Source organism: Nitrospira sp. (assembly GCA_030653545.1).
Classification (GTDB): Bacteria; Nitrospirota; Nitrospiria; order Nitrospirales; family Nitrospiraceae; genus Nitrospira_D.
This window is the reverse complement of record JAURZE010000011.1, coordinates 1-24,834: the sequence shown is the minus strand read 5'-3', so window position 1 is coordinate 24,834 and position 24,834 is coordinate 1. Positions and strand designations below refer to the sequence as shown.

Sequence of the window (24,834 nt, the reverse complement as noted above, 5' to 3'; positions counted from 1 at the left end):
TGGACTTCCCAGGCTTTAACGGACACCTTAGGGTGGTCGTTAGAACAGGGGGAGGATTCATGGGGAATCGATGGAGATCGCAGCACGTCCGATTGAAGTACACCTTCATCAAAGCCCATCGCCGAGAGTTTGATACGGCGGTCATGTGCCGTCTGCTCGACGTATCGCGTAGCGGGTTCTATGCCTGGTTGCGAAAACCCCTCTCCGATCGAGCGGTGGAGGATCAGCGGTTGCTCGGCCTGATCCGCGCGTCCTATACGGCGAGCCACGGCGTCTATGGAGCCCCACGGATATTTCTCGATCTGCGCGAAGCGGGCGAGACGTGTAGCAAGCACCGGGTCGCTCGAATTATGCAGGCCAATCACCTCAAAGCGCGACATGGCTACCGAGCCCCTCGGTACACGACAGGCCATACGTCACTCCTGACGCCCAATACCCTGCAACGAGGGTTTACCGTTCACCGACCGAACCACGCCTGGGTCACCGACATCACGTATATCCGCACGTGGGAAGGCTGGCTCTATCTGGCCGTCGTCATGGACCTCTATTCTCGCCGCATTGTCGGCTGGGCCACCAAACCCACGATCGCCCGAGAACTCGTACTGGACGCGCTTCTCATGGCCGTTCGGCGACGTAAGCCCATGCACACCCTGATTCATTCCGATCAAGGCTCGCAATTTGGCAGCGATGCATGGCGGCGCTTCTGCCATGCGCATCATCTGGAGCCCAGTATGAGTCGGCGGGGAAACTGCTGGGACAACGCCGTAGCGGAATCGTTTTTTAGCAGCTTAAAGAAGGAACGGATCAGGAAACGGATTTACACGACTCGTGAGGTGGCCAGAGCCGAGATCGCCGAGTACATCGAGATGTTCTATAATCGCACCCGCCGACACAGTCATCTGAAGGGGGTCAGTCCGGAGGCGTTTGAAGCCGTGTCAAACCGGGCTTAACGATGTGTCCACAAAAGGCTGGGAAGTCCATGCCTCTGCCCGCCAGTCGTAGGCACTAGTACGTAGTAGATCAGGCATAGGTTCAACTGTTCATTGTATGAAGAGCCAGCCAGTGTGCGTCACATTGTGGACGTGATCCGAAGGCGCCTCCCGTACACCAGCTGTATGGAATGTCCATTAATGGGGTCCGATTCGGCAGGATAACACCTCGATTCATATAGGAATACCAGGCGAGCATCGAAGAACGAGAGGCAGGGTATTGGTCTTGCTCAACCAACGCACCACAGGATGAGACCTCGGTTTCATAAAGGAGGTCAGTTATGGCGTCAGTCAAGGATGAGCAAAACAGTATGTTGTCACGCATTGCCGAATCGATGTGGCCGCGACCCAGTCGAATCTCCATTATCGTGGCCCTCTCACTATGGTCCTTAGGTGGAGGGAGCTTTTCTCTCTACGCGCATGAGGGGGGAGTGCATCCGGTTTCAGATTCTGCTTCTGCACCGCGACACTCGCTTCTCAAACCTATTCGGCCGGCTGATTCTGGCCTGTCGGGGGGGAAGGAGGGGGCAACGACTTCCCCGGTTTCAGAACCTGTCCAGAAGCCTTCCAGGAAGAAGAAAGCCAAGGCGACCATCAAGACACCGGCTGCTGAGTCTCAGCGATTATCGGCGATAGAACCAAGGGCGCAGGCACAAGCGAAGATGGAAGAGAGTACGAGTGGGATGAAACCAGGGAGTTCCATTCCATCCGGAGCGCCGGCGATGGCCGGGGTCGGTCTGTCTACGATGATGAGTGGGACTGCGGCTATGGCAGCTGCTGCTCCTGCATCCAGCGCATTGGCCAGTTCGGTTGTTGGAGGGGCGTCGACGCCATCGACTAAGAGCATTCAGCGATTGTCCGCCGGAATTCCAGGACTCACGCGTGTGATCTCCACCCCGCTTCCTCCTGAGACAATCGCAACGCCAGCTCCTCCGCTCGACCCTCCTACCTCGGGGCTTCCGGCAGCGCCGGCGAATTGGTTCGGCTATCACGTCTTGAATCGCCTGACCTTCGGGGGCACTCCCAATCAACTCAATATGGTGTCTCATAAGACAGCAGCCCAGGCTAGAGAATGGGCTACTGGCTACATGAAGGAACAGCTGGGCCTCGATCCGAGACAGCCATGGCCGACGAATCTCCATTCAACCTCCCCGTTGCCCGCCGCGATTCCAATTGTAGACACTGACACGGATTTTCGTTTGGCGGCCGCTCAGGGTGCCTGGAAGAAAGACGATCCTGAGCCGACTGTATTGAAACCGCAGCTTCAGCAGGTGCAGGACCATGACCTCATCAGGAAGCTGTATAGCCGGCGTCAGTTGCTCGAAAAGATGGTCTATTTCTGGGACAACCATTTCAATACCGACTTCCGGTCGCATTTCCGCGGCCAATACGAAGTCTATGAGAATGAGGCCTTTCGGGCGCAGGCTTATGGGCGATTTGTGGACTTGTTGATTACGAGCGGAAAGAGCTCGGCCATGATGGTTTACCTGAATACCGATGTGAATAAGAAAGAGAATCCGAACGAGAACTATGCGCGCGAGGTTTTGGAGCTCCACACGCTTGGCGTGGATGAGCAGGGCCATCCAGCGGGATATACGCAGACGGATATCGATGAGGCCGCCAAAGCCTTTACCGGTTGGACGGTGCCGGAAGGCTCGGCGCCAGGCTTTCGTTTTGTATCCGGTCGGCACAGCCCGGGAACCAAAACGGTGCTGGGGCAGTCTGTGGCGTTTGATGGGAGTGGACCGACCGAAGGGGAGCGAGTGTTGCAGATTGCAGCCAGCCATCCATCAACCGCGCGGCATTTGGCGAAGAAGCTTTGCGAATATTTCGTCAGTGAAACACCGTCTTCAGCGCTGATCACCGAAGTGGCGTCGGTCTTCAGCGATTCAGGAGGCGATATACGCAAAGTGCTGATTGCCATCGTCACGTCGGCGGACTTCAATAATGTGGCCAACTATCGAAGCCTCGTGAAGACGCCCTTGGAGTACGTCGTCGGACTCTATCGCAATCTTGGAGTGTGGTCATCGCATGAGCCTATCCGTCGGCGGTTGACGGCGACCGGGCAGGGGTTGTTTGAAATGCCTCCACCGACTGGATATAAAGAAAAATCCGAACATTGGTTGAATACGTATGTCCTGTTTCATGAGACGGCCATGGCTTACGAAGCCACCATCCCTGGGTATGGCTCGACCATCCGATTCGGATCGGATACGAGCGGGGGTCAGACACGTCTGTGGCTGAAGAATCTTGGTTTGAGGACCGAGGCGGAGGTCTTAGGTTTTCTCCTGAATCTTACGACGGATCGGGTGGCTACGGCGACGGAGTATCAGATCTATCTGACCACACTGCGAAGCGGCGGCGGAACGTTTAATTTGGACAATTCCAGCACCGAGGCGGCGCTGGACCGGACGCTGGCAAGCATCCTTACGAATCCGCGCTATCTCTATCAATAGTTGGACGATCATTGAGAGGGACAATCATGGATCACTGTCATTGCTGCTCATCGGCGTTCCAACAGGTATCACGTCGGACTATCTTGAAGCGGGCCATGGGGTTGGCCGCGACCGCGTTGGCCGCCAACATGTTTCCTTTGGAGATGCTCTTTCAGAGCCGGGCGCATGCGGCGAGCAATGCGGGCAAGACGCTGGTGGTCGTCTTTCAACGCGGCGGTAACGACGGTCTGAATACCATCGTGCCCTATTCGGATCCCCAGTACTATGTGATGCGTCCCCGATCAGCCAATGGCGGCATCGGGATCCTGCCGCCGGGATCCGGCGATGGGTCGGGGCTTGACCTAGCGGGGACTGGCTTTGCGATGCATCCCTCCATTCTTCCTTTACACGGACTCTACACCAGCAATCGTTTGGCGATTCTGCCGGCGGCGGGATTTGCTGGAAATACGCTGTCGCATTTTACGGACCAGGACACCATCGAGCATGGTTTCCCGGATCAGCGAGACGGATGGTTGAATCGTTATCTGGCTGCCGTGCCGTCCGCAGGGGCGTCCACCATTCGAGCCGCTGCGATCGGCGGCAATGTCGCCAAGTCTCTGCGTGGAACAGTGCTGGTTCCTGCGCTGACCGATGTGTCCTCGCTCAGCTTCGCCCGTCTTGGGTCGTCCAAGGCCGCGTTGGAGGCGAATCTACGCGCAATGTACGCCCAAGATCCGGCGTCGAGCACGAGGAACCCAGCTCGAGCCGCGGTGCACGCACTCGGGCCTGAGCTCATGAATCGGGTCGCTGCGATCGAGGGAATTGGCTCCGCTGCTCCGCAAAACGGTGCCACGTATCCCAATACGACTTTCGGACGGGAAATGCGGGATCTGGCTCATATTATTCGTTCGGGCCTCGGGCTTGAGGTGGCCACCGTGGATATTGGCGGGTGGGATACGCATGACGATCAGGGGGCAGGTGGCGCGGCAGCCAATCGACAAGCCGGTCGACTTACGGACTTTTCCGGAGGCATCCGTGCCTTTGTCGATGATCTGGGGCCATTAATGAATAATGTGGTAGTGCTGACCTGCACTGAATTCGGTCGGACCGTGAGACAAAATGCGAGCGGGGGGACGGACCATGGCAAGGCTTCGGCATGGTTTCTGGTTGGCGGATCGGTGAAGGGTGGGGTGTATAAAGGCGTTGCAGGCTGGCCCAGTTCATTAACGGAGGCCAATCTCGATGAAGGGCGGTACATCAGACCAACGGTGGAATTCAGGGACGTGTTTGCTGATGTGCTGGTCAAGCATTTTGGCGCCAGCACCTCGGAGCTCGGCGCTGTCCTGCCCGGCCATGTCCATACGCCCGTCGGGCTGTTCGTCTAGTGGCCGTGGCCGGGAGATACTTGCCATGGGCGGTTGTCGTTGTCCCTGAGGGATTAGCACTACCAGCCAGCAGTTGTATTGGTTGGCGTTGGTACGTGTCGTCTCCTCTTAGTCCCCCCTTTCGAACTAACCATTCTGCACTCTAACCAAAGCTAGCTTTCCAGGGTACAGTTCTCTTTATCAGTACGATTGTATCTGGCTCGTGTCTGCTATGGGAGGCCTGCGAATGGGTATTCTTGAGTTGCTTGGCATTGGGGGGGTGGCGACGATAGCGGCCTATGCCCTTGTACGGGTCGCTGCTCTAGATTGGCATCGCGCTCTGATGTGGACTGGTGGTAGTCGATCCCGTAGAGCCTCGACGAAAAGATGGAAAGCAGACTATGTGAGTGAAACGACGCCAGCCTATTTCCACTATGTGCGGAGACGCTATCGGTACGAGATTCGTTGTCCTGTTCGGTATTGCATCAATGGGCAGATCAGAGAGGGCGTTGTGGTGGATATGACAAGAGAGGGATGGCGTCTCAAAGGACAGGAAGCATTGGTCCCAGGAATGATGCTGAGCCTTGACATCACGTTGCCCGGTGCGGCCTCGTCACTACCGATTGCCCGTGCGGTTGTGCGTTGGGTAGAGGGGGGAGAGTGCGGGGTGAAACTTGAACGGATGGAGCCGGAGCCTGCAGCCCAATTGAGTCAGTTTTTCAGCACACTCTCGCAGGGCGTGAACGTGAGGTCACAAGCGGCTTAGCCTCGATGGAGAAGCCGTCGTCAGAAACTATCTTTGGCGCATCGAAACCCTGTGCCGCTCGGGCGGCTGTCCATGATTCCCCAGTCGCGATCGCTGGTCCGTAAGCTGATCGCCGGTTTCAACCAGGATCCGCCTCGCATCGACTTAATGGCACCCCGCTCGGGTCCGCGTGGGTCACTGAGTGGAGCCGACCGGTAGTAGTTAGGATCATACCAATCCTGCACCCATTCGGCGGCATTGCCGGCGAGGTCGTGGATACCGTACGGGCTGGCTCCGTCAGGGAAGCTTCCCACGGGCAGGGTCAAAATTTCTCCCTTGATACCGTTCTCTTTAACCAGCCGTGCGCCATCGCCTTTGATCCAGAACGCCTCCCAATCGGCGCCGCTTTGAAACTCAATGGTTTGCCCGGCCCAATAGCTGGCGCTATTCGCTTTCGTCCAACTCCAGTCGTTGCCCCAGGGATAGCGGCGTCCGTCGGTTCCTCGCGCGGCCTTTTCCCATTCGGCTTCGGTGGGCAAGCGCTTGCCAGACCATTGGCAATAGGCCACGGCATCGTCCCAGCTCACATTCACCACGGGGTGTTTGGCGATGGCTTGTGGATAGGTAGCGCCGTCCCAGATCGTCGACGCCGGATTATTGTTTGCCGGCGGGCGGTGACCGGTCGATTGGACAAAAGCGGCATAGGCCTCATTGGTCACTTCGAACCGATCTAGGAGGAATGCGTGGAGGAAGACCAGCCGCTCGGGATGTTCGTCGGCGAGGCCGTCGCTACCCTCCGCGGTGCCCATACGAAATTCCCCGGAGGGGATCAGCGCCATCTCAGGGGGAGCGTCGGCGCCCAAAGCGGGCACTATCGAACATAGGATAAGGAGAGTATGGAGAAGGCCTCTCATTCCTACCGGCGTTAGGGCTTTTTGAGGCCGCAGGCTCTGGAGACTGCATCACGATAGGTGAGCCATAGTCGCAGACTGCGCTTCACTGTGCTGAGAACGGCCTGTTGCGTCGTCGCGGACGGAGCGTTTTGAGTCACCATGTCGTAGGCATCGTGCCGATGACCGGATTCAACGAGCTGATGAGCCCGAATGAGATCCATGCAATCCGGAGAGTTGCCATGATAGCGGACCAGTGGATGGTTTTTTATGGTCGTCTCGATCTCCTCCGCCGTCTTCGGCTTGGAGGGCTCCCGCAGTTCTTTCCGGTCTTTGACGCTGCCTTCCACAAAAATGGTAAGGGCGGCTGCGCCCAGGACCCAGGCCTGTTGCGTGGAGACCCGATCCAGCCACGCACGATAGGCTCGGCTCGCGGGTAACGGACGGATCTGCTCGAAATCCTTTGCGGAGAACCCTAATCCTTCCATCATCGTGAGGAAGAGTTCCGGATGAGACTTGCCGAGTGACAGTCCCCCGGTATCTTCCTCATAGATATTCTCCGCCAGCATGCGACGAACGGCCGGCGGTGGGTTGTGTCCATGAATTCGGGAGAGGAAGACGGGGAAATCGCGGACGTAGACGAAGTATTCCTGCTGAAAATGAATCTTAAGCTGCTCTTTGGTCAATCGTCCGGTGGCGAAGTGATCCCATGCCCAATGGTGTTTGCCGTCCATGACTTTGAGCAATGCGTCGAGAAAGCGGGCTTGTGTCAGTCGTGATGCCATCGTACCTTGCCTTCTTGAAGGCCGCCTCGTTAGAATCCTCAGACTCTGAGAGGACAGCGATGAATCCAATTACTATTCAAAATCCCGACGAGATCCTGACCCTATTAGCGGATATCGCCTTGCAGGGGCCCGGCTTTTCAACGGATTGCCTGCTGGACTATGTGCTCGAAGAAGGGTTTACAGAACCCACCTTCCTCAACGCCACGGGTGAAGACGCCACTGCATTTTATAAAGGCCAGCCAAATGCTTGGGCGGTCTATCAGATTCGTGAGTGGAAACGAGTCCTGACGGTTTCCGGCGGTGGCCGAGAGCGTCGCGTGCAAATCAGAGAAACGCCCTAACTGATGTTTGAGTGTAAAGCGGCTCTGCAAAAAGTGCAAATGCCCGCAAGGTTTTCTCCTCGATCCTTAGGGTAAGGAGCGGTAATTTCCTCATGCGAATGCGGTATTTGACTACGGCTCAGGATATCGGGGAGCTTGGGATCATCAAAAGCCTGTGCGAGGCCAACGGCATTGCATGCATATTTCAGGATGAACACGTGAGCAGTCTGTATCCTGGTGTCTTCGAGTTGTGTTGCCAGGTGATGGTGGACGAATCCGAATGGGAGCGGGCAACCGCGCTGATCAGCCGCTTGCGTTTGTCGATTCGAGAAGTTGCACCATCGCCGTAGCGGATCGCATGTGACCACTCGCTCTCACGCCTCGGTCATCGCGGAATTTTTGGATGGGGAGAGTCGGCCGGGAGGTCGACGGGTTTACGTTCCCCGGATCCTTCATACCACCCGCCGATCAGCAGGCCTTCTTCGAAATAGAGATACCGGTGCTTCACCTCGGCCGCACTGATCCAATCTTCGAAAATCCATTCCTCGCGACGTAGTCCTTCCTTCGTGAAGGACGTATTAATCGTCTGCGGCCCTCCCCAGGATTTGAGGACCTGGTCTTTCGACATGCCGGCCATCACCCGGCGCTGCTCAATATGTTTCTGAAAATCAGGATCTCTCAGCTGAACCGCAAGAGGGACCACGACCATCATCAGGAACGAGAGAGCCAGCCCTGCATAGATGATTTTACGGACGAGGGGGCGTCGAATAAACGATGGCTCGTCCTGGTGGACGGGGACCTGTTCGGAGGCAGAGGGCGTCTGTTCCATAGTCGTAATTGCTTCCTGAATGAACTGGCGCATGCTAACTAAGGGGGGTAGGGCGAGTCAAGCTAAGAGGGCATGAACTCAGGATAATTTAGCAGGGTAGCCCTGGCCAAGGACACGACGGTCCTGGTGAGACCCCTGAGCATGGATGAGGTCAACGATGAAACGATTTGCATATCGGATCGGATCAATTCGGCCGAGATTGGGATGGATTATGCTGGCCGGATTATTGCTGCTTGGCATGGATCCGTATCCCTTCCAGGCCCATGCGACGACGATTTATTCCTATATCGACGAGCAAGGCAATCCCCGGTTTAGCGATTCGATGGAAAACATTCCGGAGAAGTATCGGGCGAAGGTGAAGACACATGAGCAAGCGACACCCCAGGAGCACCCTCCGTCAGCTCTGGACTCTGTAAGATCAGTTGTGTCGCCAACTGCCATTGCGTCATTCAAACAGAAAGTAGCGGAGTGGCTTCAGGGCTTCGGCATTGCACTTCCCTCCGCTTTCACAAAAACAGCCTCGGTACCATCAACGGCCCCAACATCAGACATGAATTCTTCGCAATCGCAGATTGTGAACTATGCCGGTGCGGCAGCGGTTGTGCTTTTGCTGCTCATGTATTTTAGCAAGAGCCAATTGATGCGTCTGCTGGCGCTCTGCCTACTGGTGACGCTTGGCGTGGCGACACCGGTTTTGCTCTATGTAAGTGACAATGGTCCAATGACGAGTATGAAGGGACGCGCGACGGCAGTGGGACAAGCTCAACAAGATCGTCTCAAGCAGGTCGGGCCGTAGGCGGACACGCCCTGCCAGTCTCTCTTGGTGAGGCGTTCTATTCAGCGTAGTGGGGCACCGGAATCTTCTTGGGTTGGGGAGCGGGCGAAGGACTCATCCGTTCTGAAAATTCAGGCGAATAGGGGTTCGCGATGGCCTCGTGGGTATGCCGCTGGCGCTGTTTGACCAATTGGAGGCTTTGCGTGCTGATTTCCATACGGTCGATCGTCGCCTTCGTGGTTAACCGATCAGGCAGGCCTTGCAGCGAAAAGAGCTGATAGGTCAGTGTCCAGTCCAGTTGCTCTTTTCCTTTCTCCTTAATCAAAAAGCGGGCGGCGTCTGACGGGGGCCCCTTAAAAAGCAAGACCCAGATGTTCGATCGAAAGGCCGGTGCCTGGGAATCTTTGGAAGGGCTGAACTCGGGAACGAGCGAGGGGACTTGGGCAATGGGGACCGGCGGTGTGAATTCAATATCTACAAGCCGCACATACAGGGGGCGAGTCTCGCTCGAATCGTTGGGATCGACGGCGTAGGCGAAGGAGTACCGGACATCGATGCCGCTTCTGGTGAACGTGTAGACGTCTTCGCCATTTTCGGGCGACACCAGTTTGCTGAAGTACTTTTGCCAGTCGGTGATAGGGTAATAGGTGAAGACCCGAAGGGCCGACTTCCTATCCCGTACCGCCTGCGGCATCCCCAGCCGTTCGTGAAGCTCACGTTGGGTCAGGCCCAGGAAACCGTCTTCAAAGTAGGGTGCGGCCGTGAGGTTGTACGGGGTGCACAGCAGGGCGCCGAGTAGGAGCAACCACGTGAGGCGGTACCTAGATGGTCGAGTCGGCAATGGCATCCTCCGTCTGGTGCGGGCATCGTATCGACAGGGTTGAAGGTCTGTCAAGAAAGCGGCCTGGCTTGCTGGTCCGGTACCCTTTCAGTATCATGGCATCCTTGTAATATTTGTCACGGGAGACATGCACCAGTGGGCAATTCTTCACAGACGTCGATCGAACAACTACTCAAGAGCCGAATCCTGATCCTCGATGGAGCGATGGGGACCATGATTCAACAGCGGAAGCTGGATGAAGCGGCCTTTCGCGGCGAGCGGTTCAAAGACTGGAAGCAGGACCTCAAGGGCCACAATGATTTATTGAATATCACGCAGCCGGGCATTATTGAAGATATTCACCGGCAGTATCTCGAAGCCGGAGCCGATATTGTTGAAACGAACACGTTCAATTCTCAAGCGATCTCCCTGGCGGACTATCACATGGAGACGTTGGGCTACGAACTGTCTAAAGCCGGGGCCGAATGCGCCAAGCAGGCGGTTCTCAAGGTGCAGGCGGCTCAGCCCGGTCGGCGATGCTTCGTGGCCGGGGCCATCGGGCCAACAACCAAAACATCATCGATCTCGACGGACGTCAACAACTCGGCGGCTCGGGGAACGATCTACGAAGAGCTTGTCGCGGCCTACAGTGACCAGGTGCGTGGCCTGCTCGACGGCGGGGCCGATCTGTTGCTCGTCGAAACGATCTTCGACACACTCAACGCCAAGGCGGCATTCTTTGCCATCCAACAGGTCTTCGACCAGGGTGGCCGCCGAGTGCCTGTCATGGCTTCCGTGACATTCATCCAAGCGGGCAGCAATCGGGGTGTGACAGGTCAAACGGTTGAAGCCTTCTGGAACTCAATTTCCCATGTGCCGTTACTGAGCGTCGGAATGAACTGCGCTTTGGGGCCGAAGGAAATGCGGCCGTTGATCGAAGAGCTGTCGCAGATCGCCCCGATCTATATCAGCTCGCATCCCAATGCCGGATTGCCCAATCCGCTCCTGCCCACGGGATTTCCCGAGACACCGGACACGCTGGCGCCCCAGTTGCGGGACTGGGCCCAGAACGGCTGGCTCAATATCGTGGGCGGCTGTTGCGGGACGACGCCGGACCATATCAAGAAGATTGCGGAAGCCGTGCGCGGCCTGAAGCCTCGGCCGATTCCAACGGTCGAACCCTACACTCGTCTGAGCGGGCTGGAAGCGGTCACTCTGCGTCCCGATTCAAACTTTGTGAACGTGGGTGAGCGGACCAACGTGACCGGCTCGCCGGCCTTTTCAAAGCTGATCCTGGCCGGTGACTATGAAGCGGCCCTTTCTGTGGCACGACAACAGGTCGAAGGTGGCGCGCAGATCATCGACATCAATATGGATGAAGGCATGTTGGATTCTAAGGCGGCGATGGAGAAGTTTCTCCGTCTCATCGCCTCGGAGCCGGATATTTGCAAAGTGCCGATCATGGTCGACAGCTCCAAGTGGGAGGTGCTGGAGACGGGTCTGAAGAATATTCAGGGGAAGGCCATTGTCAACAGCATCAGCCTCAAAGAGGGCGAGGAGAAGTTTGTCCAGCAGGCGACGCTGGTCCATCGGTATGGGGCGGCCGTCGTCGTCATGGCATTCGACGAACAGGGGCAAGCCGATACATTGGAGCGAAAGAAAGACATCTGCGCGCGCTCCTATAAGATTTTAACGGAACGGGTAGGCTTGCCTGCGACCGATATTATTTTCGATCCCAATATTTTGACCGTTGCGACCGGCATCGAAGAGCACAACAACTATGCGGTGAATTTTATCGAGGCCACCCGGTGGATTAAGCAGCATCTCCCTGGTGCGAAAGTGAGCGGCGGCATCAGTAATATCTCGTTCTCATTTCGCGGGAACAACGTGGTCCGTGAAGCGATGCATGCGGCCTTTCTTTATCATGCCATCAAGGCCGGCCTCGATATGGGGATTGTCAATGCCGGTCAATTGGCCGTGTATGAAGAAATTCCAAAAGACCTGCTAGGACTTGTAGAAGATGTGCTGCTGAACCGGCGTCCGGATGCCACCGAACGGCTCGTGAATTTTGCCGAGACGGTGAAGCAAAAGGGAAAGGCGGTCGTTAAAGATGACGAGTGGCGCAAAGGGACGGTTGAGGAGCGCCTTTCGCACGCCCTCGTCAAAGGCATTACGGACTACATCGATCAGGATACGGAGGAGGCACGGCAGAAGTATCCGAAGCCCTTGTCGGTTATCGAGGGGCCGTTGATGGCCGGGATGAACGTCGTCGGGGATCTGTTTGGGTCCGGAAAAATGTTCCTGCCACAAGTCGTGAAGAGCGCCCGGGTCATGAAAAAATCCGTCGCCTACCTCATGCCCTATATGGAAGAAGAAAAGAAACGAGCGGGGGGCTATCAGGCGCAAGGGAAGGTCTTGCTCGCCACGGTGAAGGGCGATGTGCACGACATCGGGAAGAACATCGTCGGGGTGGTGTTGGGTTGCAATAACTATGAGGTGATCGATCTTGGTGTGATGGTGCCCTGTGAGAAAATTCTGGCAACGGCCAAGGATCTTCAGGTCGATGTGATCGGGTTGAGTGGGCTCATTACGCCTTCACTGGACGAAATGGTGCATGTCGCCAAGGAAATGACCCGCGAAGGTTTTACCGTGCCTCTGCTCATCGGCGGGGCGACGACCAGCAAGGCTCACACGGCGGTGAAGATCGCCCCGTCCTATACGCCATCGGTGGTCCATGTGTTGGATGCCTCACGGGCGGTCGGTGTCGTGGGCAGTCTGATTAGTCCGTCGCAGAAGGCCGCGTTTGTGCAACAAGTCCGAGATGATTACGATCGGATGCGACAGGCCCATCAAGATCGCGGGACCAAGCCGGTCTTGCCGATCGCGAAAGCACGCGCCAATAGCCTCATTACCGACTGGACGACCGTGGAGATTCCTGTGCCGTCCTTCCTGGGCGTGCGGACAATCAATGACCAACCGTTGAGGGAATTGGTACCTTTTATCGATTGGTCGCCGTTCTTTCATACCTGGGAGTTAAGGGGCCGGTATCCGGGGATCTTCGAGGACGTCACGGTCGGTCCGAAGGCAAAAGAACTCTATGATGACGCACGTCGACTGCTGGATGAGATTATAGAGAAGAAGCTGCTGACCGCGAAGGGCGTGTACGGATTTTTCCCCGCAGCAAGTGCGGGCGATGACATTGAACTCTATCACGATGGTGCGCAGAGGCAGCGAGTCACAACCATCCATACGCTCAGACAGCAGTCGGAAAAGCCTCAGGGGCAACCGAATCTCGCACTGGCCGACTATGTGGCACCTCGCGAATCAGGCCGGAAGGATCATCTCGGGGCATTTGCGGTGACGGCGGGTATCGGCCTGGATGCATTGTGTCGTCGTTTCGATAAGGATCATGACGACTATAACTCGATTATGGCAAAAGCCCTGGCGGATCGACTGGCTGAGGCGTTTGCGGAGTATCTCCATAAACGTGTCCGCGAAGAGTGGGGGTATGGAACACAGGAGACGCTATCTACCGAAGAACTGATTCGCGAAAAATATCGCGGCATCCGGCCGGCGCCTGGCTATCCAGCCTGCCCCGACCATACCGAGAAGCGGCTCTTGTTTGATCTGCTTCAGGTCGAACAGAACGCCGCCATCACGCTGACCGAGAGCTTTGCCATGTTGCCGGCTGCGGCCGTCAGCGGGTTCTACTTCGCTCATCCGGAGGCGAAATATTTTGCGGTGGGGAAGATCGGAAAGGATCAAGTCGAAGATTATGCCAGCCGAAAAGGGATGGACTTGCGCACTGTCGAGCGCTGGCTCTCGCCGAATCTCAACTACGAATCCTCCTAGCGGTTTCCGGTTTCTAAATCCTGAAAATCTCTTTATCCGCGCTCAAGACATGAGGAGTGTGGTTGGGGTAGAGGCTAGACGGCTGTCTCAAGCACATCTTTGGATGCATTCAGGCGGGCTGTTTGGAGCGCTTGGAAGATCCATCGGTAGCGGGCCTCAGCCCACGAGTTGAACGATTCTGCGTCGGCAAATACGAGGTCCCACGCTTTTGCGGGATCCAGGAGCAACAGGTGCTGAGTGTGGTCGGTCTTTGAGAGATGGACCACGAGAACGGCCGAGTTCCCGGTTAGGCTAATGTCGGTGAATACGTGGAGCTTCTCTGACGCCGGAAGATGGCTGTCTCGCATGGCCGCTTCGGCGATTGGTGCGTAGAGTCGACGCAGGAACTGGGCGGTCATCTCATGCGCATGGGAGGGAGTCAAGAGTCGAGGGTTGGGCTTTTCTCCGAAGAGGTTTTCGGTGAGATACGTGGCGGCTTCCCACGTCGGCATGACACCGGATGTCACTAACGCTTCACAAAGGTAGGCGATCCAATTTCTGTTCGCAGTCCGCTTCTGGACCGCAGTGGTCTTCTTGGCCATGGTCGGCGACCCTTTCATTTCATCACGGATGTCGGTATCAGACAGCCTTCGGAACGTAGTGGTGCGTGGTTCCGGTGGAATGAAAAAAAGTATATCGGTGAGGTGAAAAGGGGTCAACGAATTGCGAAGAATGCGCTAAGCGGCTGTGGGATCTTGCCGTGAATGGTCAGCGTATTGCTCGTGAATGCGGCGGAGATCCTCGGGGGATGACAGGAAGAGGTCGAGTAATTGCGGGTCGAAGTGTCGGCCGCGTTCTTTGATCATCAAGTCGCGGGCGTGTTCGAAGTCAAAGGCCGGTTTATAGACTCGGGCCGTGGTCATGGCATCGAAGTTGTCAGCGATAGAGGCAATGCGTCCCTCGATCGGAATCTCCTCGCCTTTCAACTTGCGGGGGTATCCGGTTCCGTCATACCGTTCGTGATGTGTCCATGCAATGATTGCGGCGACTTTCAGGAGCTCCGAGTCAGATCCAGAGAGAATCTTATAACCGATCTCTGCGTGCTGGGAGATGACGTCAAACTCAGCCGCGGTGAATTTCCCCGGCTTAAGAAGCACGTGATCCGGAGTTCCTATCTTGCCGATATCATGCATCGGGCTGGCGGTCCGAATCAGGTCAACCCGCTCAGGCGCCAGACCTACCTTGCGTGCCAGCAATTCGCAATAGTGGCTCATCCGCTGGATATGCTGGGCGGTCGAGCTATCACGGAACTCAGCGGCGATCGCCAATCGTTCGATGGTTTCTTCCCGGGAGAGGCGGAGTTCTTTCTCGCTGCGTTCCAGCCACTCAAGGGCCTGTTGCAAAGCCATCGTTCTGGTTCTGACGATGTCTTCAAGATTGTCTCGATGTAAGCGGTTTTCCATTTCCAAGCGGCGACGGCGCAAGGCATTGGCGACATCGATAAGCACTTCGTTTGATTCGAATGGCTTGACGATATACCCGAACGCTCCCATGTCGAGAGCGGCGTTTGCCAGCACGGAGCTATCGAGTCCGGTGACCATGATGGCGGCAATGTGGGGACGGTCCACAAGCAGGTTACGGACGAGATCCATGCCGGATTCTCCGGGCATGTTCACGTCGCACAGCATCAAGGCGAAGGGTTGTTCCTCAATCTTTTGGCGGGCTTCACGCGCATCGGCGGCAAGTGTGACGGTATAGCCATGAGTTTGGAGCATGTAGCCCAGTAGGCGGCGAATCGGTTCCTCATCGTCGACGACCAGAATATTCCGGTTTTCAAGGAGAGCTTGTTGTGTATCCCGATCAGGCGAAGTAGGCATGGAGTTATTGCGGTATTGAGGTTGAGTGAAGGCTGTTGTGTAGAATCATTATCGGCTTGTTTTGTGGACTCTTGAGAGTCACGTGAACTGCCCGATATTCTGCACCTTTTGTGCCACTCAATGGCGTCGGCGCGCTGAATGTTTCAACCCTCTGCAGACTGTGATCCATGGGACTGAGCGTCGCATGAAATGTCTTTACCAGCAAGCCGTTCGTGTCTTTCAGACGAAATCCTCTGTTCGTTGTGTGACGAGGATCCAGGCGGTCGACTCAACAGCGACATGTACAGAATGTGTCTGTGGCGTAGGCGTATTTCGTACATATAGAGACACTGGCGGAGTAGAAATTGCTCGGAAGCAGTCGGTGGGTGTTGGTTTGCGCTTTGGATAGGGCTCCACTATAATCTCGCTCTTACTTTTGAAGACGAGAAGGGGAGTATGCGATGAGTGCGGCAGCCGGATTAGTGCGATTTGATGGCAGACGGAAGGACCAGCATCGGCCGGTCAAAGTGACGAGGAATTTTACCAAACACGCCGAAGGATCTGTCCTCATTGAAATGGGGGATACCAAGGTCATTTGCACGGCGTCGATCGAAGAGAAAGTGCCCCCGTTTCTCAAAGGAAAAGGCAGCGGATGGGTGACGGCTGAATATTCCATGCTCCCCCGTGCGACCCATGAGCGGACTTCCCGGGAAGCCGTCAAAGGAAAGCAGGGCGGAAGAACGCTGGAAATCCAACGGCTGGTTGGCCGCGCGTTGCGGTCCGTGACCGACATGACGCAAATGGGTGAGCGGAGCATCTGGATCGACTGCGACGTGATTCAAGCCGACGGGGGAACCAGGACCGCGTCGATTACCGGGGCGTTTATTGCCTTGGCAGATGCGTTCATGGTGCTGAAGAAGAAAGATATGATCAGGCGCCTTCCGCTGACTGACTATTTGGCGGCGATTAGTGTCGGTAAAGTCGGCGGGGAAGTCATGGTGGATTTGGCCTATACCGAAGACTCCATGGCTGAAGTGGATATGAATCTTGTGATGACCGGCCGAGGTCGGTATGTCGAGGTTCAAGGAACTGCGGAAAAGACCCCCTTTGCCAAGCAGGATATGGACGAGTTTTTGAATCTTGGATGGCAGGCCATTCAGCGGCTCACGGCCATTCAAAAAGAACTCATCGGTTCCTTAGACTAGCAGGTCGCTGTGATTTCAGAAGTCGTCCTCGCGACGAGAAACAGGCACAAAGTCGAAGAATTGGCGGCGTTGCTTGGCGATTTGGGCATTCGGATCCGCACGCTGGCTGATTTTCCGCACGCACCTGAAGTTGAAGAAGACGGTGCGACCTGTGAGGCCAATGCCATCAAGAAGGCTTGCGAGATTGCGAGGGCAACGGGGTTGACGGCCGTGGCCGATGATACCGGGCTGGAAGTGGACGCACTGGATGGCAGGCCTGGCGTCTATGCAGCCCGCTATGCGGGGGAGCACGCCACCTACGAAGATAATTGTCGCAAGCTGGTTCAGGAGCTCGAGGGCGTTCCGCACGAGCGACGGACCGCTCGATTCATCACGGTAGCGGCCATCGCCGTACCGGGAGAACCCGTTCAGGTGACGCAGGGGGTTTTAACCGGGTATATTACGGACAAGGCCAGCGGGTCAAAAGGATTCGGATACGATCCGGTCTTCTATGTGCCGGAGTTGAAGGCGACGCTAGCAGAGATTTCTGCTGAGCAGAAAAATCGTATCAGTCATCGCGCAAAGGCGTTTCTGCAAGCCAAGGAACTCCTTCGCGCACGGCAGTCTGAGAGCATCGTCGGGGCGTAGCGCAGCCCGGTAGCGCGCCTGCTTTGGGAGCAGGATGTCGGAGGTTCAAATCCTCTCGCCCCGACCAAACTTCCTTCCTCGTAGTCATCTTCTATCCCAGACGGGCTCAGTTCAGAGTGTTCTTCACCCCTCAACTTTAATTGTGATCGAAGTGGCGGCCCAATCAGGCGCCGGTCCTGCCGACGGAGCAGACACGGGCTCCGGTGTCGCCACCATATCAGGCTGGGTGGATGGAACTGCGAGGGGAGAAAGCCCCGGTTCTGTCGATGACTCTGCACTGACCAGCCCCGGCTGATGGGTTGTCTGATCAGAGATGGCAACGATCCCTCGCGTCGCACGCTTGGTAAGGTCCCCGCGAATTGAGTCGATGGATTCACCGACCGCTCGGGTACTGATCTTTCCAGGCGTCTTTGAGGCATTGGCTTGGAGCTCCTTGATACGCTGGCGAATCATCTGCGCCGTCTCAAGGTCGGTGCTGCTGAAGACGCGAACTGTGTCCATGCCCTTCGGAGGACTGTAGTCCCAATAGAAGCCTGCCCGGTTGGAGTCATGGAGAGAGTCTGGTATCAGCACGATCTCTCCGCCCTTGACGAATCCCTCGGGATAGAAGCTAGGCTTGGCGTAATCATTTGGAAATAACAGATTCACACCCCCCTCTGAATCGACGTCGACAATGGAGATGTACGCGTCCGCATTAACCTTGACCTGAAGCTGCAGTGTGTTTTCAGCTGTGCGCGGCTTCCCTGGTTTCCGGATACGGTAGCGCGCCGGCTGGGTATCGGCTGCGACGACTGCGATGCCGCGCGTCCCGACTTTCTGTTTTCCCGGTGCCGGGGCGTTGGCCACGCGAAGGTCAATCTTGAGTTGGGATGACGGATTGTCCAGAGTCAGCAATTCCGAGGCATGAGCCGAGCGTGAGACCACCATCGCGACTCCTGTAGCCCACCCGTCGCCGTTCCCATCGAACGAGCCGACCAGTTGAATGCCATCGGCCGCCAGCAGCTGGATCGTAGAGCCCTGTGCACTGACCATATATCGTGGAGCCTGTTCCGGGCCCACCAGCTCAAGATTTGGGATTTGTTTCTGCAACATTTGTTCGATCTGCTTGCGTTGCGCTGACGGCACATCGAGGAGGTGGACGGGAATCTTCTCCCCGATGGCTGCCGGCAAGAATGCCACCGCCCTTGAATGGTCCTGAATTCTTTTCCCGGCCGGATGAAGCTTGGCCTGCGCATGCTGGCCATCGAGGTGCGTGACCGTGGCGATTGCCAGAGCCCGGCCCGGGGTGAAGGTTGCATCGCCTGGAGGATAAATCGCCCATGTCGATCCCGGGGCCGCACCTAACAAGAGTCCGTTTACCAGCGTAATTGTTCCCGGCGTAGCGGGTTTGACCTCGGTCCAGGCGAGGCGGGACGATGAACTGCCGGTGGTTCCCAGGAGCGGTCGTTCGAGCAGATCGGGGGGTGCTTCCAGTTGCGGCTCTGGCATGGAGGCGCGCCCAAAATGAGTTTGAATCCGTTTCAACTCGACCTCGACCCCGCGGAAGATCTCCCGAGGCGTCGCACCGACAGATGTGGCGCTCAGACTCTTCGAGAGCGCGTAGGAAAAGAATCCGTGGTAGCGTCCCTCGACCGGGCCATCCAGCGCTTCTTGATGCGATGCAGCTCCAGTCATGAGCACGAAGTTGGCCGGGAGCATTTGAATGTTGCCCCTCGTGTGCACCTCTGGTCGGGGGGGGGCTTGATAGAGGTTGACGCGCGTGTCTTGAGGAACAGAGCGTGTGCGAATATCGAGTGAGCGGGTTGCCGTTCCGGAATGACAGGAATCCAGGACGATGAAGGCATTCTTGGTCGGCAACCGTCCGAAAATAACGTCCAATTCATCGTCAGTGATATCCGGGACTGCGCCGGTACGGCCGTCTTGAGGCACCAGTGTCTCATCAAGCTGATCGTCCGGTTCATCACCGTTGAGGTCGGCGACTTGCGATCCATGGCCGGAGTAATGGATGTAGACCGTATCCAAGGGGCCGGTCTCGTTGACGAACTGATTGAGCGCGGTGAGCATGCCTTCCCGCGTTGCCTGCTCATCGGTGAGTGTTCGAATGTTTGCTTCCGGAAAGCCCCATCGGCTCACGAGCACCCGTTTCATCGTCTCAATGTCGTTCAGCGAACCCTGGAGCTTCGGGACGGCGCGGTACTTGTTGATGCCGATCAAGAGCGCCCGTTTTGCACCGCCAGACGAGGGGCTGGCCTGTTGGGCTCCAGCCTGGTCATGAGCGGCAATAGAGCCGATGGCGATCAGGAGCAGAAGCACGGTTCCGGTGAGAGTGGAGTAACGCATCGGCATCACCTATCTGGTTATTCTGTAAGACGTGAATTCTGAGAGTTTAGATCAACTATCCAGTGTGTCGACGTCGTCTCAGGTGCGGTTCATGGTGACAGCACCCCGGCGTTGATCACAATATCGGTTCGGCCTCGCAAGGTATCGAGTACTGTCTGTGTGACGGTGGCATCGGCTGCATCGATGCGAAGGACATAGGTGTGGTCGGAATCCGGCCCGTCGTTGATTCGAGCATGGAGTGAGTCGAGTAAGCCGCGAATCTGGCCTTCGGTGGCGGACTCGTGAAAGGTGACTCTGATTCGTGCGGTCGGACTCGCAATCGATCGGGAGGTGATGTGGTCCGATGGAGCAGGGGGCTGTGTGACCCAGAGCAGAAGGCTGAACTGCACCGCGAGGGCCAGTGCGGCCAGAGTCGGTATCCATGGCAATTGAAGAAGGGACCGTAACCACTGGTCTAGGCCGCTGAGTGGGGAGCTCTGTGTGGCGGAGGAGGTCCTGTGCCGTGCCGCCTCTTGAGCGACTTGGCGCATGACCGATCGTGATAGTTCAATGGATGGTTGAGGTGATGTGCGATAGGCATCTCCCAGATCAAGCTTCATGGCCGTGATCTCGTTCAGCTCTTGACGACAAGAAACACAACTTTCCAGGTGCTGGGCAACCTGCTGCCGTTCCGGCTCTTTCAGAGTACCGCTCGCAAACCAAGGGAGGAGCGTTACTTCCGGATGGATGTCTGGCGGCAGCGTCTCTCGTTCACTCATCTGAGCGGTTCCTTCTGTCCGAGCTTCTCAAGGTGCCGTTTCAGTTGTTGCTTCGCATAGAAGACACGAGTTTTCACGGTATTCGTCGGGATCGAGAGCAGCGCAGCGATGTCCTCATAGGGAAGTTCTTCGTAATACACGAGCCGCAGGATTTCCTGGTGGTCACCTGACAAGGTGGAGAGGGCCTGCTTAGTCAGGGCCTCAGTCTGGCTCCGGTGCACCTGGTCGAACGGGCTGTCTTCCAATGAGGTAAGGTCGGCAGCTCCATCCAGGTCGATTTCCCGCTGTGCGCGTCCTGTGCGCCGCAACGCATCCAGGGCCTTGTGGCGTGCGATGCCGAATATCCACGTCGATACGCGTGAGGAGCCGGAGAAGGTGCCGGCGCCCCGCCAGATCGCCATCATCGTATCCCCCACGATTTCCTCGGCGAGGGCAGAGTTGGACACGAGGGTTGAGATGTATTGGAACACCCGTGTTTCATAGAGTCGGTACAATTGCTCAAAGGCCGCTTGGTTACCGGCCGCAATGTCGGCCAGGAGGGCTGGGTCCGCATCATTCTGTGGGTGGGTCGATCTCATGGGCGTCCAAGTTCAAGGGTTGCTGAGCACCGCTGCCTTGGCGCCACTGCTCTAACACATTTGCCCCCGCCCCTCAATAGGACCGGGTTTCATTGACCCTCCTCGACCGCGAGACTACAATGCCATGAACCTTGGCAGGTTCGGTCTCGACAGACGAGACAACAGGGAGGGTAGGGATGATCACCGCGCAGAGACCACGACTTTTCACGAGGCGGACGGGGTTGACGATGGGGTTTCTCGGGCCCCTGCTGCTTACATCCTGTGCCGCCGCTCCCTTTCTGGTGCCGGTTGCTTTCGAGTTTGCCAAGAATCTGTTCCAAACCGGCCTTTCGAATTACGGCTCCAAGCATCGCGACAATCTCAGTAACCTGGTCAATCGCCTGTCGAGTCCCTACATGCAAGGGCTTCCCCCGATGGCTATGGGAGGACCGGGCATGCCCGGACAGCCAGGATTCCCAGGACAATCGGGGATGCCACAGCAGCCCTTTCCAGGTCAGCCTGGCATGCCGGTCCAACCGGGTGGCATCGATCCAAACACGGGAATGCCAATGGGCGGAGGATTTCAGGGGCAAAGCGGCTTCCCTGCACAACCGGGGATCTCTCAGCAGCAATATCCCGGGCAGCAGACCATTCCCGGTCAGCCGGGTGCGTACGACCCAAATAATCCGTACGCTCAACAGCCGAATCAGTACGGTCTGGCCTCTCCCTATGGGCAACAGCCCAATCAATATGGACAGGTCCAACAGTACGGCCAGCAGCCGAATCCATATGGTCAGGTGTCACCCTACGGGCAACAGGCGAATCCATACGGGCAGGCTTCTCCCTATGGGCAGCAGCCTAATCAGTATGGACAGATCCAGCAGTACGGACAGCAGAATCCCTACGGGACGCCCAATGTCTATGGTCAACCGGCCAATCCGTATGGGACTCCATCTCCATATGGAATGCAGAATCCGATGGGTGGAGTTCCACCACAGCAGGGCTACGATCCCAACAATCCTTACGGTTCAGCCGGGATGGGGCAGGGGTACGGTCAGCCGCAGGCTGGCTATGGTCAAGCGCAGCCGGGGTTTGACCCCAATAATCCAAATGGGTCAGCTGGCATGGGGCAAGGGTATGGTCAGCCGCAGGCTGGCTATGGTCAATCACAACTGGGATATGGCCAAGGGCAGCCGGGGTTTGGAACTCCTTCCCCCTATGGTCAGCCACAACAACCGCAGGCCTTTGGCGGTTATGGAGCCGCCGGTCAGCACCAATATGGCGGCCAGCCATACGGAGGAGCGGGGATTTATCCGCGTTCGGTGTCGTCCGAACCGGTGGCAGTCGATGTGGCAATGATCCGGCAAAAGCGCACGGAAAAAGGCAAAGAAGTGGTGTTGATGAGCGACGGGGAAGTGCTCAGGGACGGAGGCGCGAACACAGAGGCCGGTGACCGTTTCAAGATCGTCGTACGGACCAATTGCGATTGTTACCTATATATGACCTCCATCGACGGTTCCGGCTGGGCCGATCCGATTGTCCCGACTGCCGGCAGCAAGACGCCGAATCCTGTGAAGAAGGATCAAGAGTACGCATTTCCAGAGGGGGCGCAGTGGTACACGCTCGACCAGGTCAAAGGGATCGAATCGTTTTTCGTCGTGGCGTCCGCCAACCGTCGTGCTGATTTGGAAGAAAGCTTCGCTCAGTTGGCAGCGGAACCGCGTCCTGCCACGAAGATCGTGGCCCGAGTCGAGGAACCGCCGGTCATCCCGCGCGGTGTCGGATCGGTCACGCCACGCGGCATCCTCAAAGTTCAGGATGATACCGGCGCCACGCTGCATGTCACGCCACTTTCCTATGCGGCAGCACAGCCCGGACAAGATGTCACCGTCACGCGATGGTTTAAACACGAATAAAGGCGAATCCGATGGCACTGAACAAATTGTCCGTCTTGCTAGGAGTCACTGCGGGCCTCATGCTCGCGGCATCAGTCAGTACCGCGCAAGTCTTTCCTCCGCGTCAAACCCAACCGGTTCAGCCGCCGATGTCCATGCCGAGTCAGCCGGGACAGATGCCCGCCCAGCCGAGCATGCCTCAGCAGTTCGGCGGGCAACCCCCAAGCTTCTCCAAAACGATTCCCTTCACAGCAATCATCGGAGACCCGACGAAATCGTTTATCCAACTGGGGAACATGCGGAGCCCGTTCGACACAAACTTTTCCTTGGGACGGGGGCTGGCCGGTCGGCTCGTGCTGGAAAAGTATACCTATGAGTTAGGAAACGGACAGAAGTCTTATATTCATGTAAGCGGCGTATCAAATCCTCCTCTTGTAACGACGGAGGGAGTGGAACTCCGATTCCAGTTCTTGTTTCCGATCATCCAGTTCAAAACCTATTATAAGGACTACTCAGGCGAGGGCGACTCTGCTCTCTCCGATCTGGTGGCGGAAAAGGTCCTTGTCGATGTCTTTCTGACGCCGACGACTGATCAGCGAGGCTATCCAACTTATCATTCCCTCCGTATTGCCGTGTTGGGCTCCGTGAAAGAAGCGGATAAATGCACGCATTTCTTCGACGTCATCTTTCCGGTGAATATTTGCAAGGCCGCAGTGGAATACTTCAAGCAGATGCAGCCAGCATTGGAGAACAGCATGCGTGAGTTGCTGCTCCAGCCCCAAACCAGAATGCAGTTTGACCAGCAAGTCTTTCAGTTTGTGCGCGCCGAATTACTGGCGAACGCCGGCGTGAATCCCATGAGTCCCGCCCAGGTTCAGATTCTTCAATCAAGCTTCCAGGGAACAGACTATCGGGTGAACTACGTGCTGCGCTAGGGCTGTAGGCCATGGCGTGACCAGATACTGTCCGAATAAATTGAGCCTCGGCACCGCGAGCAAGGTAGTCTCTGGAATAGAGCAAAGCCTCCTTGACCCTCCCGGCCTGGGTCGGTGTCGGATTTTCCTCTTCCTCATCCGAAATTGGCAAAGTCGGTGGAAGCCGGACTGGATGTCTTCTTCGATTTCCCCATCCGTATTGAACCTCCGGTTCAGCCTCAATGGGATCTGACCCCTGCGAAGCTCATCCTTGATCACCTCCTATGATTTGCGATCAATGTTGAAGCGGGAAAGGGGGCGGTTTGAGCTAGCCCTACTTTCGTGGACACCTCAAAAAGGGGACAATGTGTCCCAGGAGGTGTCCGATGGCGAAGCGTCCACAGTTCACCAAAGAGTTCAAACTCGAAGCGGTCCGGCTGTGGAAGTCGTCTGGGAAACCCGCCGCTGCCGTGGCTCGTGAGTTAGGGTTGCGCCGGAACCACCTGTACAAGTGGCAACTGGAACTCGAGACACACGGCGACGCCGCGTTCCCCGGCAAGGGTGGCCGTGCCCACAGCACGGATGAGCTCACACGCTTACGGCGGGAAAATGCGCGCCTCCGCGAGGAGCGCGACATTTTAAAAAAAGCCGCGGTGAGTTCAACCGATCAAGGCAACACCCTCTGGGATACAGTGGAGTGGGAGGGTGATTCGGATGGGACAGATGGGACGTCCGGGCATGTCTGCGGCCCAGAAAGCTGAACTCTGGCAGCGATGGAAACAGGGACAGTCGTTGAGTGAGATCGGGCGAGCGCTCGGCAAGCACGCGGGATCGGTTCATGGCGTGCTGTCCTCACAGGGTGGGTGCATCCCTCCCACTCGCAGGCGGTCGCGCTGGGC

22 protein-coding genes and 1 tRNA gene are annotated in these 24,834 nt (G+C 56.8%); 14 read left to right on the top strand and 9 right to left on the bottom strand.

What is annotated here, in order from left to right; translation table 11 throughout:
• From Q7U39_03700 to Q7U39_03685, 4 genes are all read left to right on the top strand, one after another.
• Window positions 1-950, top strand: a 950-nt coding sequence (locus Q7U39_03700) for an IS3 family transposase (protein MDO9117035.1), incomplete at its 5' end; no start/stop codon positions are given.
• A 722-nt stretch (window positions 951-1,672) separates the two neighbouring features.
• Window positions 1,673-3,445, top strand: coding sequence for a DUF1800 domain-containing protein (locus tag Q7U39_03695; GenBank protein ID MDO9117034.1), 1,773 nt, complete (start codon window positions 1,673-1,675; stop codon window positions 3,443-3,445).
• Window positions 3,446-3,471: 26 nt separating this feature from the next.
• Window positions 3,472-4,809 carry a DUF1501 domain-containing protein gene (locus tag Q7U39_03690; protein MDO9117033.1) on the top strand — a complete coding sequence of 446 codons (1,338 nt, stop codon included), beginning with the start codon at window positions 3,472-3,474 and terminating at the stop codon, window positions 4,807-4,809.
• Between the two features lie 382 nt (window positions 4,810-5,191).
• Window positions 5,192-5,554 (top strand): PilZ domain-containing protein, encoded by a 363-nt coding sequence (locus Q7U39_03685; protein ID MDO9117032.1) that lies wholly within the window; start codon window positions 5,192-5,194, stop codon window positions 5,552-5,554.
• A gap of 20 nt (window positions 5,555-5,574) precedes the next feature.
• Here the strand turns inward: Q7U39_03685 and Q7U39_03680 are convergent, their stop codons facing one another.
• Both Q7U39_03680 and Q7U39_03675 read right to left on the bottom strand, forming a co-directional pair.
• Entirely contained in the window at window positions 5,575-6,372 is a 798-nt protein-coding gene (locus tag Q7U39_03680) for an SUMF1/EgtB/PvdO family nonheme iron enzyme (protein MDO9117031.1), read from the bottom strand.
• Window positions 6,373-6,458: 86 nt separating this feature from the next.
• The gene (locus Q7U39_03675; protein ID MDO9117030.1) at window positions 6,459-7,208 is read right to left on the bottom strand and encodes an iron-containing redox enzyme family protein; all 750 of its coding nucleotides are present in this window, start codon (window positions 7,206-7,208) and stop codon (window positions 6,459-6,461) included.
• A 59-nt stretch (window positions 7,209-7,267) separates the two neighbouring features.
• Here Q7U39_03675 and Q7U39_03670 point away from each other — a divergent pair, with 59 nt between their 5' ends.
• Window positions 7,268-7,549, top strand: coding sequence for a hypothetical protein (locus tag Q7U39_03670; GenBank protein ID MDO9117029.1), 282 nt, complete (start codon window positions 7,268-7,270; stop codon window positions 7,547-7,549).
• A 92-nt stretch (window positions 7,550-7,641) separates the two neighbouring features.
• Window positions 7,642-7,878, top strand: coding sequence for a DUF2007 domain-containing protein (locus tag Q7U39_03665; GenBank protein ID MDO9117028.1), 237 nt, complete (start codon window positions 7,642-7,644; stop codon window positions 7,876-7,878).
• A 35-nt stretch (window positions 7,879-7,913) separates the two neighbouring features.
• Here Q7U39_03665 and Q7U39_03660 read toward each other — a convergent pair whose 3' ends face one another.
• A complete protein-coding gene (locus tag Q7U39_03660; GenBank protein ID MDO9117027.1) occupies window positions 7,914-8,357 on the bottom strand; it encodes a hypothetical protein in 444 nt (147 codons plus the stop codon).
• Between the two features lie 157 nt (window positions 8,358-8,514).
• Between Q7U39_03660 and Q7U39_03655 the strand changes: the two genes are divergently transcribed.
• Entirely contained in the window at window positions 8,515-9,153 is a 639-nt protein-coding gene (locus Q7U39_03655) for a DUF4124 domain-containing protein (GenBank protein ID MDO9117026.1), read from the top strand.
• 37 nt (window positions 9,154-9,190) lie between these two features.
• Here Q7U39_03655 and Q7U39_03650 read toward each other — a convergent pair whose 3' ends face one another.
• Complete coding sequence (locus Q7U39_03650) at window positions 9,191-9,973, bottom strand: hypothetical protein (protein ID MDO9117025.1); 783 nt, start codon at window positions 9,971-9,973, stop codon at window positions 9,191-9,193.
• A gap of 135 nt (window positions 9,974-10,108) precedes the next feature.
• Here Q7U39_03650 and metH point away from each other — a divergent pair, with 135 nt between their 5' ends.
• Entirely contained in the window at window positions 10,109-13,804 is a 3,696-nt protein-coding gene (gene metH, locus Q7U39_03645; protein ID MDO9117024.1) for a methionine synthase, read from the top strand.
• Window positions 13,805-13,878: 74 nt separating this feature from the next.
• On the opposite strand, the gene Q7U39_03640 is transcribed toward metH, so the two are convergent.
• Window positions 13,879-14,385, bottom strand: coding sequence for a hypothetical protein (locus Q7U39_03640; protein MDO9117023.1), 507 nt, complete (start codon window positions 14,383-14,385; stop codon window positions 13,879-13,881).
• Window positions 14,386-14,520: 135 nt separating this feature from the next.
• Window positions 14,521-15,660 (bottom strand): response regulator, encoded by a 1,140-nt coding sequence (locus Q7U39_03635; GenBank protein MDO9117022.1) that lies wholly within the window; start codon window positions 15,658-15,660, stop codon window positions 14,521-14,523.
• A 440-nt stretch (window positions 15,661-16,100) separates the two neighbouring features.
• On the opposite strand from Q7U39_03635, the gene rph reads away from it, so the two are divergent.
• The 3 genes from rph (at window position 16,101) to Q7U39_03620 (ending at window position 17,538) form a co-directional block, all read left to right on the top strand.
• A complete protein-coding gene (gene rph, locus Q7U39_03630) occupies window positions 16,101-16,844 on the top strand; it encodes a ribonuclease PH (protein ID MDO9117021.1) in 744 nt (247 codons plus the stop codon).
• A 9-nt stretch (window positions 16,845-16,853) separates the two neighbouring features.
• Entirely contained in the window at window positions 16,854-17,471 is a 618-nt protein-coding gene (locus Q7U39_03625) for an XTP/dITP diphosphatase (GenBank protein ID MDO9117020.1), read from the top strand.
• Window positions 17,462-17,538: transfer RNA gene (locus Q7U39_03620), tRNA-Pro, on the top strand. Before Q7U39_03625 ends, Q7U39_03620 begins: the two co-directional genes overlap by 10 nt.
• Before the next feature lie 56 nt (window positions 17,539-17,594).
• Here Q7U39_03620 and Q7U39_03615 read toward each other — a convergent pair.
• The 3 genes from Q7U39_03615 to Q7U39_03605 form a co-directional block, all read right to left on the bottom strand.
• Complete coding sequence (locus Q7U39_03615) at window positions 17,595-19,811, bottom strand: caspase family protein (GenBank protein MDO9117019.1); 2,217 nt, start codon at window positions 19,809-19,811, stop codon at window positions 17,595-17,597.
• A gap of 89 nt (window positions 19,812-19,900) precedes the next feature.
• The gene (locus tag Q7U39_03610) at window positions 19,901-20,569 is read right to left on the bottom strand and encodes a zf-HC2 domain-containing protein (protein MDO9117018.1); all 669 of its coding nucleotides are present in this window, start codon (window positions 20,567-20,569) and stop codon (window positions 19,901-19,903) included.
• Window positions 20,566-21,147, bottom strand: a complete 582-nt coding sequence (locus Q7U39_03605; protein MDO9117017.1) for a sigma-70 family RNA polymerase sigma factor — start codon at window positions 21,145-21,147, stop codon at window positions 20,566-20,568. Before Q7U39_03605 ends, Q7U39_03610 begins: the two co-directional genes overlap by 4 nt.
• Before the next feature lie 176 nt (window positions 21,148-21,323).
• On the opposite strand from Q7U39_03605, the gene Q7U39_03600 reads away from it, so the two are divergent.
• From Q7U39_03600 to Q7U39_03590, 3 genes are all read left to right on the top strand, one after another.
• Complete coding sequence (locus Q7U39_03600) at window positions 21,324-23,042, top strand: DUF4384 domain-containing protein (protein MDO9117016.1); 1,719 nt, start codon at window positions 21,324-21,326, stop codon at window positions 23,040-23,042.
• Between the two features lie 11 nt (window positions 23,043-23,053).
• Window positions 23,054-23,956, top strand: coding sequence for a hypothetical protein (locus Q7U39_03595; protein ID MDO9117015.1), 903 nt, complete (start codon window positions 23,054-23,056; stop codon window positions 23,954-23,956).
• Between the two features lie 365 nt (window positions 23,957-24,321).
• On the top strand, window positions 24,322-24,696 hold the full coding sequence (locus tag Q7U39_03590) for a transposase (GenBank protein ID MDO9117014.1): 375 nt from the start codon (window positions 24,322-24,324) through the stop codon (window positions 24,694-24,696).
• Window positions 24,697-24,834: the final 138 nt, after the last annotated feature.

What these genes read in the sequence shown, in the direction of transcription:
- Q7U39_03695 (MDO9117034.1), top strand. Translation starts at nt 1,673, where the DNA reads ATGAAACCAGGGAGTTCCATTCCATCCGGAGCGCCGGCGATGGCCGGG.
- Q7U39_03690 (MDO9117033.1), top strand. Translation starts at nt 3,472, where the DNA reads ATGGATCACTGTCATTGCTGCTCATCGGCGTTCCAACAGGTATCACGT.
- Q7U39_03680 (MDO9117031.1), bottom strand. Translation starts at nt 6,372, where the DNA reads ATGGCGCTGATCCCCTCCGGGGAATTTCGTATGGGCACCGCGGAGGGT.
- Q7U39_03675 (MDO9117030.1), bottom strand. Translation starts at nt 7,208, where the DNA reads ATGGCATCACGACTGACACAAGCCCGCTTTCTCGACGCATTGCTCAAA.
- Q7U39_03670 (MDO9117029.1), top strand. Translation starts at nt 7,268, where the DNA reads ATGAATCCAATTACTATTCAAAATCCCGACGAGATCCTGACCCTATTA.
- Q7U39_03665 (MDO9117028.1), top strand. Translation starts at nt 7,642, where the DNA reads ATGCGAATGCGGTATTTGACTACGGCTCAGGATATCGGGGAGCTTGGG.
- Q7U39_03660 (MDO9117027.1), bottom strand. Translation starts at nt 8,357, where the DNA reads ATGGAACAGACGCCCTCTGCCTCCGAACAGGTCCCCGTCCACCAGGAC.
- Q7U39_03655 (MDO9117026.1), top strand. Translation starts at nt 8,515, where the DNA reads ATGAAACGATTTGCATATCGGATCGGATCAATTCGGCCGAGATTGGGA.
- Q7U39_03640 (MDO9117023.1), bottom strand. Translation starts at nt 14,385, where the DNA reads ATGGCCAAGAAGACCACTGCGGTCCAGAAGCGGACTGCGAACAGAAAT.
- Q7U39_03635 (MDO9117022.1), bottom strand. Translation starts at nt 15,660, where the DNA reads ATGCCTACTTCGCCTGATCGGGATACACAACAAGCTCTCCTTGAAAAC.
- rph (MDO9117021.1), top strand. Translation starts at nt 16,101, where the DNA reads ATGAGTGCGGCAGCCGGATTAGTGCGATTTGATGGCAGACGGAAGGAC.
- Q7U39_03615 (MDO9117019.1), bottom strand. Translation starts at nt 19,811, where the DNA reads ATGCGTTACTCCACTCTCACCGGAACCGTGCTTCTGCTCCTGATCGCC.
- Q7U39_03610 (MDO9117018.1), bottom strand. Translation starts at nt 20,569, where the DNA reads ATGAGTGAACGAGAGACGCTGCCGCCAGACATCCATCCGGAAGTAACG.
- Q7U39_03605 (MDO9117017.1), bottom strand. Translation starts at nt 21,147, where the DNA reads ATGAGATCGACCCACCCACAGAATGATGCGGACCCAGCCCTCCTGGCC.
- Q7U39_03600 (MDO9117016.1), top strand. Translation starts at nt 21,324, where the DNA reads ATGATCACCGCGCAGAGACCACGACTTTTCACGAGGCGGACGGGGTTG.
- Q7U39_03595 (MDO9117015.1), top strand. Translation starts at nt 23,054, where the DNA reads ATGGCACTGAACAAATTGTCCGTCTTGCTAGGAGTCACTGCGGGCCTC.
- Q7U39_03590 (MDO9117014.1), top strand. Translation starts at nt 24,322, where the DNA reads ATGGCGAAGCGTCCACAGTTCACCAAAGAGTTCAAACTCGAAGCGGTC.